The organism is Bradyrhizobium sp. GCM10028915 (assembly GCF_042666195.1).
Taxonomy (GTDB): domain Bacteria; phylum Pseudomonadota; class Alphaproteobacteria; order Rhizobiales; family Xanthobacteraceae; genus Bradyrhizobium; species Bradyrhizobium canariense_D.
Genome location: NZ_JBHTFN010000044.1, coordinates 1,190,185 through 1,204,006 on the forward strand (window position 1 = coordinate 1,190,185; position 13,822 = coordinate 1,204,006).

13 protein-coding genes and 1 tRNA gene are annotated in these 13,822 nt (G+C 63.6%); 4 read left to right on the forward strand and 10 right to left on the reverse strand.

What is annotated here, in order from left to right:
• Positions 1-23 precede the first annotated feature (23 nt).
• From clpX to ACFQX9_RS25905, 4 genes are all read right to left on the reverse strand, one after another.
• The gene (gene clpX, locus ACFQX9_RS25890; RefSeq protein ID WP_007603503.1) at positions 24-1,295 is read right to left on the reverse strand and encodes an ATP-dependent Clp protease ATP-binding subunit ClpX; all 1,272 of its coding nucleotides are present in this window, start codon (positions 1,293-1,295) and stop codon (positions 24-26) included.
• Between the two features lie 441 nt (positions 1,296-1,736).
• Positions 1,737-2,372: an ATP-dependent Clp protease proteolytic subunit gene (locus ACFQX9_RS25895; RefSeq protein WP_007611005.1), complete on the reverse strand. Its 636-nt coding sequence runs from the start codon at positions 2,370-2,372 to the stop codon at positions 1,737-1,739.
• A gap of 302 nt (positions 2,373-2,674) precedes the next feature.
• The gene (gene tig, locus ACFQX9_RS25900) at positions 2,675-4,036 is read right to left on the reverse strand and encodes a trigger factor (RefSeq protein WP_377791019.1); all 1,362 of its coding nucleotides are present in this window, start codon (positions 4,034-4,036) and stop codon (positions 2,675-2,677) included.
• Between the two features lie 173 nt (positions 4,037-4,209).
• Positions 4,210-4,294 (reverse strand) — tRNA-Leu (locus tag ACFQX9_RS25905).
• Positions 4,295-4,447: 153 nt separating this feature from the next.
• Between ACFQX9_RS25905 and ACFQX9_RS25910 the strand changes: the two genes are divergently transcribed.
• Positions 4,448-5,752, forward strand: a complete 1,305-nt coding sequence (locus ACFQX9_RS25910) for a multicopper oxidase family protein (protein WP_377791020.1) — start codon at positions 4,448-4,450, stop codon at positions 5,750-5,752.
• A gap of 1 nt (position 5,753) precedes the next feature.
• Here ACFQX9_RS25910 and ACFQX9_RS25915 read toward each other — a convergent pair whose 3' ends face one another.
• Both ACFQX9_RS25915 and ACFQX9_RS25920 read right to left on the reverse strand, forming a co-directional pair.
• Complete coding sequence (locus tag ACFQX9_RS25915) at positions 5,754-6,194, reverse strand: GNAT family N-acetyltransferase (RefSeq protein ID WP_204511359.1); 441 nt, start codon at positions 6,192-6,194, stop codon at positions 5,754-5,756.
• A complete protein-coding gene (locus ACFQX9_RS25920) occupies positions 6,194-7,693 on the reverse strand; it encodes an NAD(P)H-hydrate dehydratase (RefSeq protein WP_085384770.1) in 1,500 nt (499 codons plus the stop codon). Before ACFQX9_RS25920 ends, ACFQX9_RS25915 begins: the two co-directional genes overlap by 1 nt.
• A 381-nt stretch (positions 7,694-8,074) precedes the next feature.
• Here ACFQX9_RS25920 and ACFQX9_RS25925 point away from each other — a divergent pair, with 381 nt between their 5' ends.
• Positions 8,075-8,413 carry a P-II family nitrogen regulator gene (locus ACFQX9_RS25925; RefSeq protein ID WP_007603495.1) on the forward strand — a complete coding sequence of 113 codons (339 nt, stop codon included), beginning with the start codon at positions 8,075-8,077 and terminating at the stop codon, positions 8,411-8,413.
• 149 nt (positions 8,414-8,562) lie between these two features.
• Positions 8,563-9,972, forward strand: a complete 1,410-nt coding sequence (gene glnA / locus ACFQX9_RS25930; RefSeq protein ID WP_007603494.1) for a type I glutamate--ammonia ligase — start codon at positions 8,563-8,565, stop codon at positions 9,970-9,972.
• Between the two features lie 318 nt (positions 9,973-10,290).
• On the opposite strand, the gene ACFQX9_RS25935 is transcribed toward glnA, so the two are convergent.
• Entirely contained in the window at positions 10,291-11,064 is a 774-nt protein-coding gene (locus tag ACFQX9_RS25935) for a gamma-glutamyl-gamma-aminobutyrate hydrolase family protein (RefSeq protein ID WP_018455114.1), read from the reverse strand.
• A gap of 90 nt (positions 11,065-11,154) precedes the next feature.
• Positions 11,155-11,859 carry a hypothetical protein gene (locus tag ACFQX9_RS25940; protein WP_085353583.1) on the reverse strand — a complete coding sequence of 235 codons (705 nt, stop codon included), beginning with the start codon at positions 11,857-11,859 and terminating at the stop codon, positions 11,155-11,157.
• A 136-nt stretch (positions 11,860-11,995) separates the two neighbouring features.
• Here ACFQX9_RS25940 and ACFQX9_RS25945 point away from each other — a divergent pair, with 136 nt between their 5' ends.
• Positions 11,996-13,132, forward strand: a complete 1,137-nt coding sequence (locus tag ACFQX9_RS25945) for an AI-2E family transporter (RefSeq protein WP_039799329.1) — start codon at positions 11,996-11,998, stop codon at positions 13,130-13,132.
• Between the two features lie 6 nt (positions 13,133-13,138).
• Here ACFQX9_RS25945 and ACFQX9_RS25950 read toward each other — a convergent pair whose 3' ends face one another.
• Both ACFQX9_RS25950 and ACFQX9_RS25955 read right to left on the reverse strand, forming a co-directional pair.
• Positions 13,139-13,435 carry an antibiotic biosynthesis monooxygenase gene (locus tag ACFQX9_RS25950; RefSeq protein WP_018455117.1) on the reverse strand — a complete coding sequence of 99 codons (297 nt, stop codon included), beginning with the start codon at positions 13,433-13,435 and terminating at the stop codon, positions 13,139-13,141.
• Between the two features lie 98 nt (positions 13,436-13,533).
• Positions 13,534-13,770, reverse strand: a complete 237-nt coding sequence (locus tag ACFQX9_RS25955; protein WP_018455118.1) for a hypothetical protein — start codon at positions 13,768-13,770, stop codon at positions 13,534-13,536.
• Between the last annotated feature and the right edge of the window lie 52 nt (positions 13,771-13,822).

Below are 13,822 nucleotides of genomic sequence, written 5' to 3' on the forward strand. Positions count from 1 at the left end.
ATTGGAGCGTTCCAGCGCCGAAATCAGGCGCTGGCGTTCTCGACGGCGCGATCGGACCGATCGGCGTAGATGTAGAGCGGACGCGCCGTTCCTTCCACGACTTCGCGGGAAATCACGACTTCTTCCACACCTTCGAGGCCCGGCAGGTCGAACATGGTCTCGAGCAGGATCGCCTCGAGGATTGAACGCAGCCCCCGCGCACCGGTCTTGCGCTCGATCGCCCTGCGGGCAACCGCGCCAAGCGCCTCGTCGGCGAAGGTCAGCTCGATGTTCTCCATCTCGAACAGCCGCTGGTACTGTTTCACCAGCGCGTTCTTCGGCTCGACCAGGATCTTCTTGAGCGAAGCCTCGTCCAGATCCTCCAGCGTCGCCACGACGGGCAGACGGCCGACGAATTCCGGGATCAGGCCGTACTTCAGGAGATCCTCAGGCTCGACATGACGGAAGATTTCGCCGGTGCGGCGGTCTTCCGGTGCGAGCACCTGAGCGGCGAAACCGATCGAGGTCGAACGTCCGCGTGCCGAGATGATCTTTTCGAGGCCCGAGAACGCACCACCGCAGATGAACAGGATATTGGTGGTGTCCACCTGCAGGAACTCCTGCTGCGGATGCTTGCGGCCGCCCTGCGGCGGGACCGAAGCCACCGTGCCTTCCATGATCTTGAGCAGCGCCTGCTGCACGCCCTCACCCGACACGTCGCGCGTGATCGAGGGATTGTCGGACTTGCGGCTGATCTTGTCGATTTCGTCGATGTAGACGATGCCGCGCTGGGCACGCTCGACATTGTAGTCGGCGGCCTGGAGCAGCTTCAGGATGATGTTCTCGACGTCCTCGCCGACATAGCCGGCTTCGGTCAGCGTCGTCGCATCCGCCATCGTGAACGGCACGTCCAGGATGCGGGCGAGCGTCTGCGCGAGCAGCGTCTTACCCGAGCCGGTCGGACCGATCAGCAGGATGTTCGACTTCGCAAGCTCGACGTCGTTGTGCTTGGTCTGGTGGTTGAGGCGCTTGTAGTGATTGTGCACCGCGACCGAGAGGACCTTCTTCGCATGGTTCTGGCCGATCACGTAATCGTCCAGCACCTTGCAGATTTCCTTCGGCGTCGGAATCCCGTCGCGCGACTTCACCAGCGAGGATTTGTTCTCCTCGCGAATGATGTCCATGCAGAGCTCAACGCACTCGTCGCAAATGAAGACCGTGGGACCCGCGATCAGTTTGCGCACTTCGTGCTGGCTCTTGCCGCAGAACGAGCAATACAGCGTGTTCTTGGAGTCGCTCGTGCCGACCTTACTCATTCATGTCTCCGTCCGCGGTTCGATCCCGTCCGCTCGATCGCCCTATTCCGGCACGACAGCCGGTACAATCCTTCAAATAGAGCAAATTCCGTACCAAAAAAGACCCTACGCGTTACATGCCGTGCGAATCGCGGTCATTCGATTCCCCGCGATCATAGCCGATCAGTCATAGCGAACCATGCTGGCACCCGACTATCAAGAATTCGCTAATCGGGGGTCGCCGGCTACCCGTGACAATACCGTGATTTCCGGTCTTGGCACGGGCGAAGTGATCGAAATCACCCCGGCGTTGCTGGATTGCCACGAAAAACAAGCACGAAAGCGGAACTTTCTGCCTGTCGCAGGGCGCAAAAGTGCGTTTTGCGACGCGCGCACGTGTCCTTAACGTGAACGCTCCCTGATGGTGCCCGCGGTCCCAGAGGGATTGCCGGCACAGTAGTGCTACGGGGTCTTCGGCGACGCGGTTTCCTCGGCGCGCTTGTCGATCACCCTGTCGACCAGGCCGAACTCCTTGGCGTCGCTCGCGGTCAGGAACTTGTCGCGTTCCAGCGCGTCCTCGATCGCCTTGTAGGTCTGGCCGGTGTGCTTCACGTAGATCTCGTTGAGCCGCTTCTTCAGGTTCAGGATTTCCTGGGCGTGCAGCATGATGTCGGTGGCCTGGCCCTGGAAGCCGCCGGAGGGCTGATGCACCATGATGCGCGCGTTCGGCAGCGAGAAGCGCATGTCCTTCTCGCCGGCGCAGAGCAGCAGCGAGCCCATCGAGGCGGCCTGGCCGGTGCACAGCGTCGAGACCGGCGGACGAATGAACTGCATGGTGTCGTAGATCGCGAGGCCCGACGTCACCACGCCGCCCGGCGAGTTGATGTACATCGAGATTTCCTTCTTCGGATTTTCCGCCTCAAGGAACAACAGCTGCGCGACGATCAGCGTCGACATGCCGTCCTCGACCGGCCCGGTCAGGAAGATGATGCGCTCTTTCAGAAGGCGCGAGAAAATGTCGTAGGCGCGCTCGCCACGGTTGGTCTGCTCGACCACCATGGGCACGAGGTTCATGTAGGTTTCAACCGGATCGCGCATGAGTCACCTAGGGTTTTGAAGAGGCGGACATCGCCAGGCCCGGCTGCCAGTCGGGGCTGGATCTGCCGGAAGGCCGATGGACGTCCCGTGATGCAGGAACTTGGAAGCAGAGGGCGTAGCGACAGATATAGCCCAATTCGCGCCTGACAAGTGCGGAGCGAATTAAGGCTTAATCCGTGAGGCAGTTGAAGCTGATTCGTACAAAGAGGCCCAGCCGGCCACCTGGCTAGCTCGACCTCTTCGCTGATCATCCTTAATGCAAGGCTATCCTGGAGGCTCTCCTAAAGGCTCTTCTGGAGCCCTCAGGCCGCGGTCTTTTCCGCCTCGTCGTCCTTGTAGAGATCGTCGCGCGAGACCTTCTTCTCGGTCACCTTGGCAAGCTCGAGGATGAAGTCGACGACCTTGTCCTCATAGATCGGTGCACGAAGCTGGGCCAACGCTTGGGCGTTGCTGCGGTAATAGTCCCAGACCTCCTTCTCGCGGCCCGGCATCGAGCGCGCCCGCTCGATCACGGCGCGGCCGACCTCGTCATCGGTCACGGAGATCTTGTTCTTCTCGCCGATCTCCGAGAGCACGAGGCCGAGCCGCACGCGACGATCGGCGATCTTGCGGTACTCTTCCTTGGCGGCGTCTTCAGTGGTGTCTTCGTCGGCGAAGGTCTTGCCGGCGGAGTCCATCTCGGCCCTCACCGAGTTCCACATCAGATTGAACTCCTCGTCGACCAGCGAGGGCGGAGCCTCGAAGCGATGGGCCTCGTCGAGGCGGTCGAGCAGCGCGCGCTTGACGCGCTGGCGGGTCGCGGTCGCGAACTCGGCCACCAGCCGCTCGCGCGCCGCTTCCTTCAGCTTGTCCAGCGATTCCAGGCCGAGCGTCTTCGCGAACTCGTCGTCGATCGCGAGATCCTGCGGCGCCTCGATCAGCGTCGCGGTGGTCTCGAACTCGGCCGGCTGGCCGGCAAGCTTGTCGTTCATGTAGTTCTTGGGGAACGCCACCTTCAGCGTGCGGGTCTCGTTGGCGGCGATGCCGATGAGCTGCTCTTCGAAGCCGGGGATGAAGGTGTTGGATCCGATCACCACCTGGATGCCCTCGCCGGCGCCGCCTTCGAAGGCTTCGCCGTTGATGGTGCCCTTAAAGGCGACGGTGACGCGATCACCCGATTCGGCCTTGGCGCCCTCGCCCTTCGCGGCATAGCCACGGTTCGAATCGGCGATGCGCTTGATCGCCTCGTCGACGTCGGCGTCGGTGACTTCGGCCACGGGCTTTTCGACCTCGAAGGTCTTGAAGTCGGCGAGCGCAATCGACGGCACCACCTCGATCGCAACCGTGTAGGTCAGATCGGTTTTGCCGTTGAGCAGCTCCTCGACCTCGGCCTGCTCGGTCGGCATGGTGATCTTCGGTTCGGTCGCCAGGCGGAAGCCGCGCTCGGAGAACAGCTGAGTGTTGGTGTCGCGGATGGTCTGGTCGATGGTCTCGGCCATCACCGAGCGGCCATAGACCTTCTTGAGGTGCGTGACCGGCACCTTGCCGGGACGGAAGCCGTTGATGCGAACCTTGTCCTTGAGGTCGACGAGCTTGGCACCGGCCTTGGCGTCGAGATCAGACGCGGGAACGCTGATCTTAAACTCGCGCTTCAAACCTTCCGAGAGGGTTTCTGTGACCTGCATGGTGTCCAATCTTCTTCTCGTTCGGTCCCGGCGCGCATGCGTCGGGACGCTGTCATTAATCGATCCGGCGCGAGGCGAACGCCTCAACGCCGGTGGTTCATCGGACCGACTTCCGGCGGACAAACATCCGCGCGGGAGCAGATCGCGTAATCCGTGCAAACGCTGAAAGCGCTTGGTGCGGGCGGAGGGACTCGAACCCCCACAACTTTCGTCACTGGAACCTAAATCCAGCGCGTCTACCAGTTCCGCCACGCCCGCGTAAATTTGCATCAAGACCGGCCGCGATGCCGCGGGCGGCGGGCTTATAGCATGTGCCCGCCTGTTCGCAGCAAAAAAATGGCCCGATAGAGGCAGGCTTCACCTAGGCACGACGGCTGGACTTATCCAGCACGGCGTGGTCCGGATCGGCCCATGAAAACGCGGATCTTCGACCTGACGAGGCGCGAGGTTTTGGCCGGATTTGGCGCCTCTGCGGCCGGGCTGACGGCGGGCGGCGCAGTCCCGGCCGTGACCGCCCAACTCGCGCTTCAGGCAAGGCCGGCAACGCTGGCTCTGAGGTCGGGGCAGCCGGCTACACCCATCTGGGAGCTGGCCGCCGTCAGCCATCTCGGGGATGTCCGCCTCAAACGTGGCGACCGCTGCGAGGTGGTCTTCCGCAACGACCTGCCTGTGCCGCTTGCACCAGTTTGGTACGGCCTCAATGGCCCGGCCGCGGCCGACCCGCTTCGGGGTCGCGCACCGACGGCCCCGGACGCGACGGAAACATCAATCATTTCAGTGCCAACCGCGGGAACCCTGTTGGCCGACTTCCGGCTGTTCGAGGACGGCCTGAAGCAGCCCGCGCGCCCGCTTCCGATCATCGCCACCGAGACCAACACGGTCGCCGCCGATCGCGACGTGGTCCTCTTGATCGAGGAGTGGCGGCTGCGGCCGGATGGGACCGCACTTGCCCCGGGCCGGGAGCCGAAGGACACATCCCCGCTCTATACAATCAACGGAACGACTTCATTCGAACTCTCAGCTTCAGCAAATGAGCGGCTGCGGCTGCGCTTTATCAACGGCTCGCAACGTTCTGTTCTGGCGATCAAATTGGAAAGTCACGAGGTCCACGTGGTGGCCCTGGACGGACAGCCGGCTGAGCCGTTCCCGGCTCGCAACGGCGCGCTGGTGCTGGCTCCCGGCGCACGCGCCGACGCCTTCGTGGATGCGGCCACATCGGCCCCATTCCTGCTGCATGACCGCAAGGAGGCGCGCCAGGTCGGCCGCCTGATGGTCTCCGGCAAGCTTGAGCGGCGTGCGCCGCCGTTGCCGCTCTTGCCACTCCCTCCGAATGACCTGCCCGACCGGCTCGATCTGAGGGGCGCCCTGCGATTCGATGTCGCTCTCGGGGCAGCCGACGCCGGGTGGGTACGGGCCGCAAATTTCTCGACGTCCTCCGCCCCCGCCTTTCGCACCAAGGCCGGCCGCACCGTCGTGTTGGCCCTCAAGAACCCCGCCTCCGTCGCAGCCGTCTTCCATCTCCACGGCCACCATTTCCGCCTGCTCGACAAGCTCGACGACGGCTGGAAGCCCTATTGGGTCGACACGCTCGCGATCGAACCCGGCCAGACCCAGCGCATCGCATTCGCTGCGGCCTCTCCCGGGCGGTGGCTGATCGAATCCGTCGTCACCGACTGGGCCGCGCCGCGGCTGGTGCGCTGGTACGAGGTGGAGTGAGCTATCGGCCACGCGTCCAAAGATAGCGAGCGTCCGGTTCTTTCTCCTCGTTTCGGGTCCCGTTGGTCTGCTCGATCAGCGTGAACCCGCGCGCTTCATAGAAGCGGCGCGCCAACGCGTTGCGCTGGAAGGTCCAGAGCTCCAGCTGTTCGCTGGCCTGCTTGGCGATATCGAGGAGTTCGGTGCCGACGCCGCGCCCTTGAACAGCAGGAAGCACGTAAAGCTGCTCGACCCAGCCGTCACGGACAGCGATGATTCCGCTCAGTACATCGGCATCGAAGCGTCCCCACACGCGGCACGTCGCCAAGACATGCTCGCGGTAGAACCAGCGGTCCTCATCCGGCGTATGCAGCCCAGCAAGCCAGGGCATCGCATGGTCGAATGCAGCCCGGTGAACCTGCGCCGCCGCGCCCATATCGGTGAGCGCGAGCGGCCTGAGCATTAGTACTCGATCCCCAGCGCATGATAGATCCGTCGGTGCACGGCGGGCAGCGTCTCGGTGAGATCCTCCGCGATCAGGCCCGGCCCCGCCTCGCTCGCCGCTTCGCCATGCATCCACACCGCGATGCTGGCGGCTTCGAACGCCGGGACGCCCTGCGCAAGGAGGCCTGCGATGATGCCGGCGAGGACGTCGCCGGCACCCGCGGTGGCGAGCCAGGGCGGAGCGTTGGCGGCGATGGTGGCGCGGCCGTCGGGCGCGGCAATCGTGGTATCCGCGCCCTTCAGCAGCACGACCGCGCCGGAGCGCTCGGCGGCGGCGCGCACGCGCTCGATCTTCGAGCGCCCAGGATGTTTGTTGCTGAGGTCGGAGAACAGCCGCGGGAACTCGCCCTCGTGCGGCGTCAGCACCACCGCCTTGTCCTGCGACGTCTTGATCGATTCGAACAGGCGCTCGGGATTGGCGGCAAAGCTCGTCAGCGCATCCGCGTCGAGCACCAGGCGCCGCTGGGAGGTAAGCGCCGTGTGGACGAGATCGCAGGTGCGCTCGCCGACGCCCGCGCCAGGGCCGATGATGCAGGTGTTGTAACGCTTGTCGCCGAGCAGCTCGCCGAACTCGATGGCGGTATCGACGGGGTGAACCATCACCGCGGTGAGCGCAGCCGCATTGATCGCCAGCGCATCACGCGGCGTGGCCAGAGTCACCAGGCCCGCGCCGGCGCGCAGCGCCCCGCGCGCGGCGAGCCGCGCCGCACCGGTCGCCGCCGCATCGCCCGAGACCGCCAGCACATGACCTCGCGCGTATTTATGGCCGTCGATGCGCGGCACCGGAAAGGCCGAGCCCCAGAAGTCCGGATCGTTCTCAAAAATCTGCGGCGCGATCTCGTCCAGCACCTGCGCCTCGATGCCGATGTCGGCGACGCGGACGTGACCGCAATGCATGCGCCCCGGCAGCAGCAGATGCGCCGGCTTCTTGCGGAAGAAGGTGACGGTCTCGGCGGCGTTCACGGCCACGCCCAGCACGGCCGCGCTGGTGCCGTTGATGCCGCTCGGCAGGTCGACCGCGAGCACCGGCGCACCATTGGCGTTGATCGCCTCGATCATCTCACGCGCCTCGCCCTCGACGGGACGGCTGAGGCCCGCGCCGAACAGCGCATCGATGATCAGCGCCGGTCGCCCGATCGCCTGCGGGTTGAACGGGAGCACCGGGTGTTTCCAACCCCGCGCGGCCGAGGCCGCATCGCCCTGGAGCTGGTCCCGCTCGCACATCAGGATCACCGAGACCTCGCGGCCTTGCGCGGCGAGCTCGGCGGCTGCGACAAAACCGTCCCCGCCGTTGTTGCCCGGGCCGGCCACGATCAGGATTGGCCCCTCCTCCACCAGCGCGTGGGCGGCCTCGGCGACCGCCTGACCGGCGCTGAGCATCAGCTTGAAGCCGGGGGTGCCTGCCGCAATGCTGAGCTGGTCGGCGCGCTGCATTTCGGCGTTGGTCAGAACTTCCATGCCACTTCCCTGTCCAAAAGCCTTTTCAAGAGGCACGTTCCGCACCGGGCCATCCGGCGGAACGACGATCTGCACAGATATTGAACCGTTTGCCTATTTCGTAGTCTGCGGTATTTTGTGCGGGTCGGCGCCCACCTATCAGAGCTGCACGTTAAAGGGCTGATAACGCTCCAGTAATCAGGGCATTTGCAACTTGGCATAGACCCTGCTTTCGCGGAAGTCGCTTCGGTTCGTCGTGCTCACTGGCATTTATCAGGGTGTGGCCGGCCGTTGTTGCCGGATTGGTCAGGGATCCCGGCATAGCGAAGACAAGATCATGCGTTAAGAAAAGCGCATCCTGACGAAGACGTTGCTATTGTTCGAAAGGCCGGGAGGCGCGCAGTGAAGAAAATCGAAGCCATCATCAAGCCATTCAAGCTCGACGAGGTGAAGGAAGCGCTTCAGGAAGTCGGCCTTCAGGGCATCACCGTCACCGAAGCCAAGGGCTTCGGCCGGCAGAAGGGTCACGCCGAGCTGTACCGCGGCGCAGAATACATCGTCGACTTCCTGCCCAAGGTGAAGATCGAAATCGTGATCGGCGACGATCTGGTCGAGCGCGCCATCGACGCAATCCGCCGCGCCGCGCAAACCGGGCGCATCGGCGACGGCAAGATTTTCGTCTCCAACATCGAAGAGGCGATCCGCATCCGAACCGGCGAATCCGGGCTGGACGCTATCTGAGCCGGGTGCTATCCCGCATTTTGCGACATTCTGACAAGAAATAGGCTGCTTCGGCGGCCTCGTTTTGTTTGTGCCTCGCGCGCCTCAAGAAGCGTGAACACGGTCGCTCGAAGTTTGGAAACCGACCCGCAGAGCCAAAAGGGGTATGCATGAAGACCGCCAAAGACGTCCTGAAATCGATCAAGGACAACGACGTCAAATACGTCGACCTGCGCTTCACCGATCCGCGCGGCAAGTGGCAGCACGTCACCTTCGACATCAGCATGATCGATGAGGACATTTTCGCCGAAGGCACGATGTTCGACGGCTCATCGATCGCCGGCTGGAAGGCGATCAACGAGTCCGACATGTGCCTGATGCCCGATCCGGTGACCGCGACGATCGATCCGTTCTTCGCCGAGACCACCATGGTCATCACCTGCGACGTGCTCGAGCCGACCACCGGCGAGCCCTACAACCGCGATCCCCGCGGCATCGCCAAGAAGGCCGAGGCGATGGTGAAGTCGATGGGCGTTGGCGACACCGTCTTCGTCGGCCCCGAAGCCGAATTCTTCGTGTTCGACGACGTGCGCTTCTCCGCCAATCCCTACAGCACCGGCTTCCGCCTCGACTCCTCGGAGCTGCCGACCAACTCCGACACCGAATATGAAGGCGGCAATCTCGGCCATCGTGTCCGCACCAAGGGCGGCTACTTCCCGGTGCCGCCGCAGGATTCCGTGCAGGACATGCGCTCGGAGATGCTCGGCGCCATGGCCAAGATGGGTGTGAAGGTCGAGAAGCACCATCACGAAGTCGCCTCCGCCCAGCACGAGCTCGGCATGAAGTTCGACACGCTGACGCTGATGGCCGACCACATGCAGATCTACAAATACTGCATCCACCAGGTCGCGCACATCTACGGCAAGACCGCCACCTTCATGCCGAAGCCGGTCTTCGGCGACAACGGCTCGGGCATGCACGTGCACCAGTCGATCTGGAAGGACGGCAAGCCGGTGTTCGCCGGCAACAAATACGCCGACCTGTCGGAGACCTGCCTCCACTACATCGGCGGCATCATCAAGCACGCCAAGGCGATCAACGCCTTCACCAATCCGTCGACCAACTCCTACAAGCGTCTGGTCCCGGGCTATGAGGCTCCCGTGCTGCTCGCCTATTCCGCGCGCAACCGCTCGGCCTCCTGCCGGATCCCCTACACTGCTTCGCCGAAGGCCAAGCGTGTCGAGGTGCGCTTCCCCGATCCGCTCGCCAATCCCTATCTCGGTTTCGCCGCGATGCTGATGGCTGGCCTCGACGGCATCAAGAACAAGATCGATCCGGGTCCGGCGATGGACAAGGACCTCTACGATCTGCCGAAGGAAGAGCTGAAGCAGATCCCGACGGTGTGCGGCAGCTTGCGCGAGGCGCTCGAAAACCTCGACAAGGACCGCGGCTTCCTGAAGAACGGCGGCGTGTTCGACGACGATTTCATCGACGCCTATATCGAGCTGAAGATGACCGAAGTCGCCCGCTTCGAAATGACCCCGCACCCGGTCGAGTTCGAGATGTACTATTCGGGCTAGGCGGCCCGAACGACCACGACGCACGAAAGGCGCCCCTCGGGGCGCCTTTTTTGTGGTCATCGAGTTTCGTTCTGCGTCTGACTCCATTTCGTTCTCAAAGAACGAATCGGAATCGAGAAAACTGGCGCGCATCAATTCTTGATATCTGGTTTATTGCGCCCGAGAGATCGCGAGCGCTGTTGGTAATTCGCAGGATGCATTCAGCGCCGCGAAATCCATCCTGGAGACTAGTTCTCGTGCCTGTTTGCGAAAATCGCCAATCCTCCGCCGCCGGTCGCAACGATCGATAGCCTTATAGGCCTCGGCGCAGCCCCGCAGCTACGCCGCCGCGCGCTGCTTCGCCACCATGGCCTGACCGAACGCCTCGAACAGTTTTCGGTTGATCGGATTGTGCTGCGGGTCGTATTCGGCGTGCCATTGCACGCCGAGCGCAAAGGTCTTGGCTTCCGCGATGCGGATCGCCTCGATGGTGCCGTCCTCGGCAATGCCCTCGATCAGCACGCGCTTGCCGGGATCGAGGATGCCCTGGCCGTGCAGCGAATTGACCCTGATCTTGTCACAGCCGAGCAATTCCGCGAACGCGCCGCCCGGTGTCAGATCGACGTCGTGACGATCGGCGAACACCACTGTCGGGTCGGGATGGATCTCACCATTCTCAAGCCTTGGCATGCGATGGTTCATGCGGCCCGGGATTTCGCGGATCTCGGGATGCAGCGAGCCGCCGAAGGCGACGTTCATCTCCTGGAGGCCCCTGCAGATGCCGAACAGCGGGATACCGCGGGCAACGCAGGCGACCGAGAGCGCCAGCGCCACCTCGTCGCGGTGGATGTCGTAGGGCTCGTGCGCCTCACACGGATCGACGTTGAAACGGGTCGGATGGACGTTGGCGCGGGCGCCGGTGAGCACGATTCCGTCGACGGTATCGAGCAGCGCGCCGATATCGGTGATGTCGGGCGAGCCCGCGAACATCACCGGCAGACCGCCGGAAACCTCGGCCACGGCGCGCAGATTACGCTCGCCGACCATCTGGACCTGAAATCGATTCTCAACGCGATGGGCGTTCCCGATCACGCCGACGACCGGCTTTCTCATCTCCCGTTCAGACCTCTCGCCGAAGACGATTCTCCAAACATGCCCCTGGGGTGGAACAAATTCAACAGAAGGGTACGCGGGACGGCAATGCTATTTTCGCGCAAATGCCTCCCGGGCCACGATCGCGCCGCCAAGGGGCAGGCCGGCGGTCTTCAGCGCGGTCGCCGCCGGGTCGCCCGGCGCAGCCAACCAGGGCAGTTTCGTCTCGATTCCGCGCGTCACGGGCTCCCCGAGCGCGCCACCGAAATCGATCGGCCAAAGCCCGTTGGGCACTATTTCGGCGGTAAGGCCACGGAGTGCGTAACCGTCGCCCAGCACCGCCTCCACATGGTCGCCGGCGACAAGGCGCGCGGTCGTAGGGTCCAGGGGATCGCCAAAGCTCACCAGCGTGGGCATTAGGTCGCCCTGCACCGCGACGACGCCGGTCTGCCGGTTGAGCTCGTTGAACGAGACGCGGTTGCCTCGCGCAGCGCCATAAGCGCGGAGCGCGACATAGTTGATGTCGTCGAGATCGAGCTTCGCGCCCTGCTGATGCGCGAGCAATGCCACCACATTCTTTCCCCGGCCGAGGTCGACGAACACGGCCTCGCCGCGCATCGTGGTGCGGCCGCCCCGGCTATAGCCGCGATCGGGCACGACGGACAGAATGCCCGACCCGGTCTTGATCCCGTCAGGCGTCGTCACCTCGACCCCGAGGCGATATTTGTGACCGGGCCGATTGATCCGGATCTGGTCGCCAATCACGAGCACGGCCAGAAGCCCGAGCAGACCCACCCATTTGCTGATGAAACTCAAGCGCGCCCCACCTGTTCTCTCCTCGTCGGTCTGCACCGTTCATACGGCAGCGTCAAACCAGCGCGTTGACGCGGTCTTGATCAAAAGCGTGTTTGTCGAAAGAGTGCCCCCCGTTCCACCTAAAGGCCATTGCGTGATCACATTCCCGAATGAACGACCCCCGACCCGTTTTGATCTGGCTTGGGGCATTTCGGTCGGCGGCATCGGTGTGGTGCTGTTCGCCGTGCTGCTCGCGTTCTCCTGGTACTTCGCGACCACCCTGCTCCTGATCTTCGCCGGGGTGCTGCTGGGCCTTGGGCTCAACGCGCTGACCAACGCGCTTGGCCGGCACGCGCGTCTTCCGCATACGCTGCGGCTCGCGATCGTCTGCTTGGCCCTCGCGCTGATGCTCGCGGGCATCGCATATCTCGGCGGCGCCACCATCGCCGATCAGGCGGCGGGACTCAGCAAAACCATCAAATCCCAGATCGGCAACGTCAAATCATTCCTGGACAATCACGGCATCGACACCAGCTTCTTCGATTTCGGGAGCTCCGGACCCGGTTCGTCTCCCGACGCGCAACCGGAGCCGACGCCGTCGGCCGGCACGGCGTCGCGCGGGGCAATACCCGGCGCAGGCGCCCTTGCCTCCAGCGGCGGGGCGATCGTGAGCCAGACGTTCAAGCTGCTGCTTGGCACCATCCACGGCGTGGGAAACATCTTCATCGTGCTGTTTCTGGGAGTCGCCTTCGCCGCCCAACCCAGCGTCTATCGCGAGGGATTGCTGTTCATCGCGCCTGCAAAACATCGCGCGCGCACGGCCGTCATCATCGACCGCGTCAGCGAGACACTTGAACGATGGCTGATCGCACAGATGATCGTCATGCTCGCGGTCGGCGCGGTAACCTGGATCGGGCTTCTCATCATCGGCATCCCGGGCTCCTTCATTCTCGGGATTCAGGCGGGACTGCTCGGCTTCATTCCGACCGTCGGCGCCATCATAGCCGGCGTCGTGGTCGTGCTGGCGAGCCTCGCCTCAGGATGGATTCCGGCGCTGTCGGCGTTTCTCCTCTTCATGGGCGTCCACGCCATGGAGAGCTACGTGCTGACGCCCCTGCTGCAGCGGCAGGCACTGGACATTCCGCCGGCCACGCTGTTCGCGTTCCAGATCCTGCTCGGCGTCGTGTTCGGGATCTGGGGCCTGGCGCTGGCGCTGCCACTGGTCGCCATCGCCAAAGTCGTGATCGACCATTTCAAGACGTATGAAGCGCCGCCTCTGGCGGAGGCGGCCTGAGCCGCCTCAGGTGATGAGCACGGTTTCGGTGTGCTCCACCTCAGGCGGTGCCGCAAAATACTGGCCGACGAGGCCGCGCCATTCGGTGAAATTCTCGGAGCCGCGAAAATCGACGGTGTGGTTCTCGAGCGTCTCCCACTTCACCATCAGACGATAGCGCTGCGGCTTCTCGATCGACTTGTGCAGCTCGAAACCGTGAAAACCCTTGGAGCGGCCGAAAGCGGCCTTCGCCTTGGCAACGGCGGCCTCAAAATCCTTCTCGCTGCCCGGCTTGACGTCGATTTGCGCGATCTCGGTGATCATCTGTTTCCACCCATTTTGTTCGATGGGCGTGTCTACCGCAGCCCGCGACAAAGAAAAAGGCGCCGAAACGGCGCCCTGCTTCCAAGAATGCAGATCACTCAGGCGAGCAGCAGAACGGTGCCCACCACCATCAGCGCACAACCGGCGAACAGCGCGAGCGGCCAGTAATTGCGGCCTTGCGTGTAGCGCCCCTGGGCGCGGCGCTCGGTGATCAGCGCGCTCTCGTATTCGTCCGCGGTCGAGAACAGGCACGCGAAGCCGCCGCGTGCCGAAGTCGCCGCGGCTTCGAGCGACATCAAGGCGGTCTGCGGGTTCTGTCGACGGATCGATTCCATGACCGCAATGGTAGGGATCGAATGGTAAACAGGGGATTACCGCGAGGCCTCC

Excerpts from the sequence above, each read along its gene's own strand:
- clpX (WP_007603503.1), bottom strand. The coding sequence starts at position 1,295 with ATGAGTAAGGTCGGCACGAGCGACTCCAAGAACACGCTGTATTGCTCG.
- ACFQX9_RS25895 (WP_007611005.1), bottom strand. The coding sequence starts at position 2,372 with ATGCGCGATCCGGTTGAAACCTACATGAACCTCGTGCCCATGGTGGTC.
- tig (WP_377791019.1), bottom strand. The coding sequence starts at position 4,036 with ATGCAGGTCACAGAAACCCTCTCGGAAGGTTTGAAGCGCGAGTTTAAG.
- ACFQX9_RS25910 (WP_377791020.1), top strand. The coding sequence starts at position 4,448 with ATGAAAACGCGGATCTTCGACCTGACGAGGCGCGAGGTTTTGGCCGGA.
- ACFQX9_RS25915 (WP_204511359.1), bottom strand. The coding sequence starts at position 6,194 with ATGCTCAGGCCGCTCGCGCTCACCGATATGGGCGCGGCGGCGCAGGTT.
- ACFQX9_RS25920 (WP_085384770.1), bottom strand. The coding sequence starts at position 7,693 with ATGGAAGTTCTGACCAACGCCGAAATGCAGCGCGCCGACCAGCTCAGC.
- glnA (WP_007603494.1), top strand. The coding sequence starts at position 8,563 with ATGAAGACCGCCAAAGACGTCCTGAAATCGATCAAGGACAACGACGTC.
- ACFQX9_RS25935 (WP_018455114.1), bottom strand. The coding sequence starts at position 11,064 with ATGAGAAAGCCGGTCGTCGGCGTGATCGGGAACGCCCATCGCGTTGAG.
- ACFQX9_RS25950 (WP_018455117.1), bottom strand. The coding sequence starts at position 13,435 with ATGATCACCGAGATCGCGCAAATCGACGTCAAGCCGGGCAGCGAGAAG.
- ACFQX9_RS25955 (WP_018455118.1), bottom strand. The coding sequence starts at position 13,770 with ATGGAATCGATCCGTCGACAGAACCCGCAGACCGCCTTGATGTCGCTC.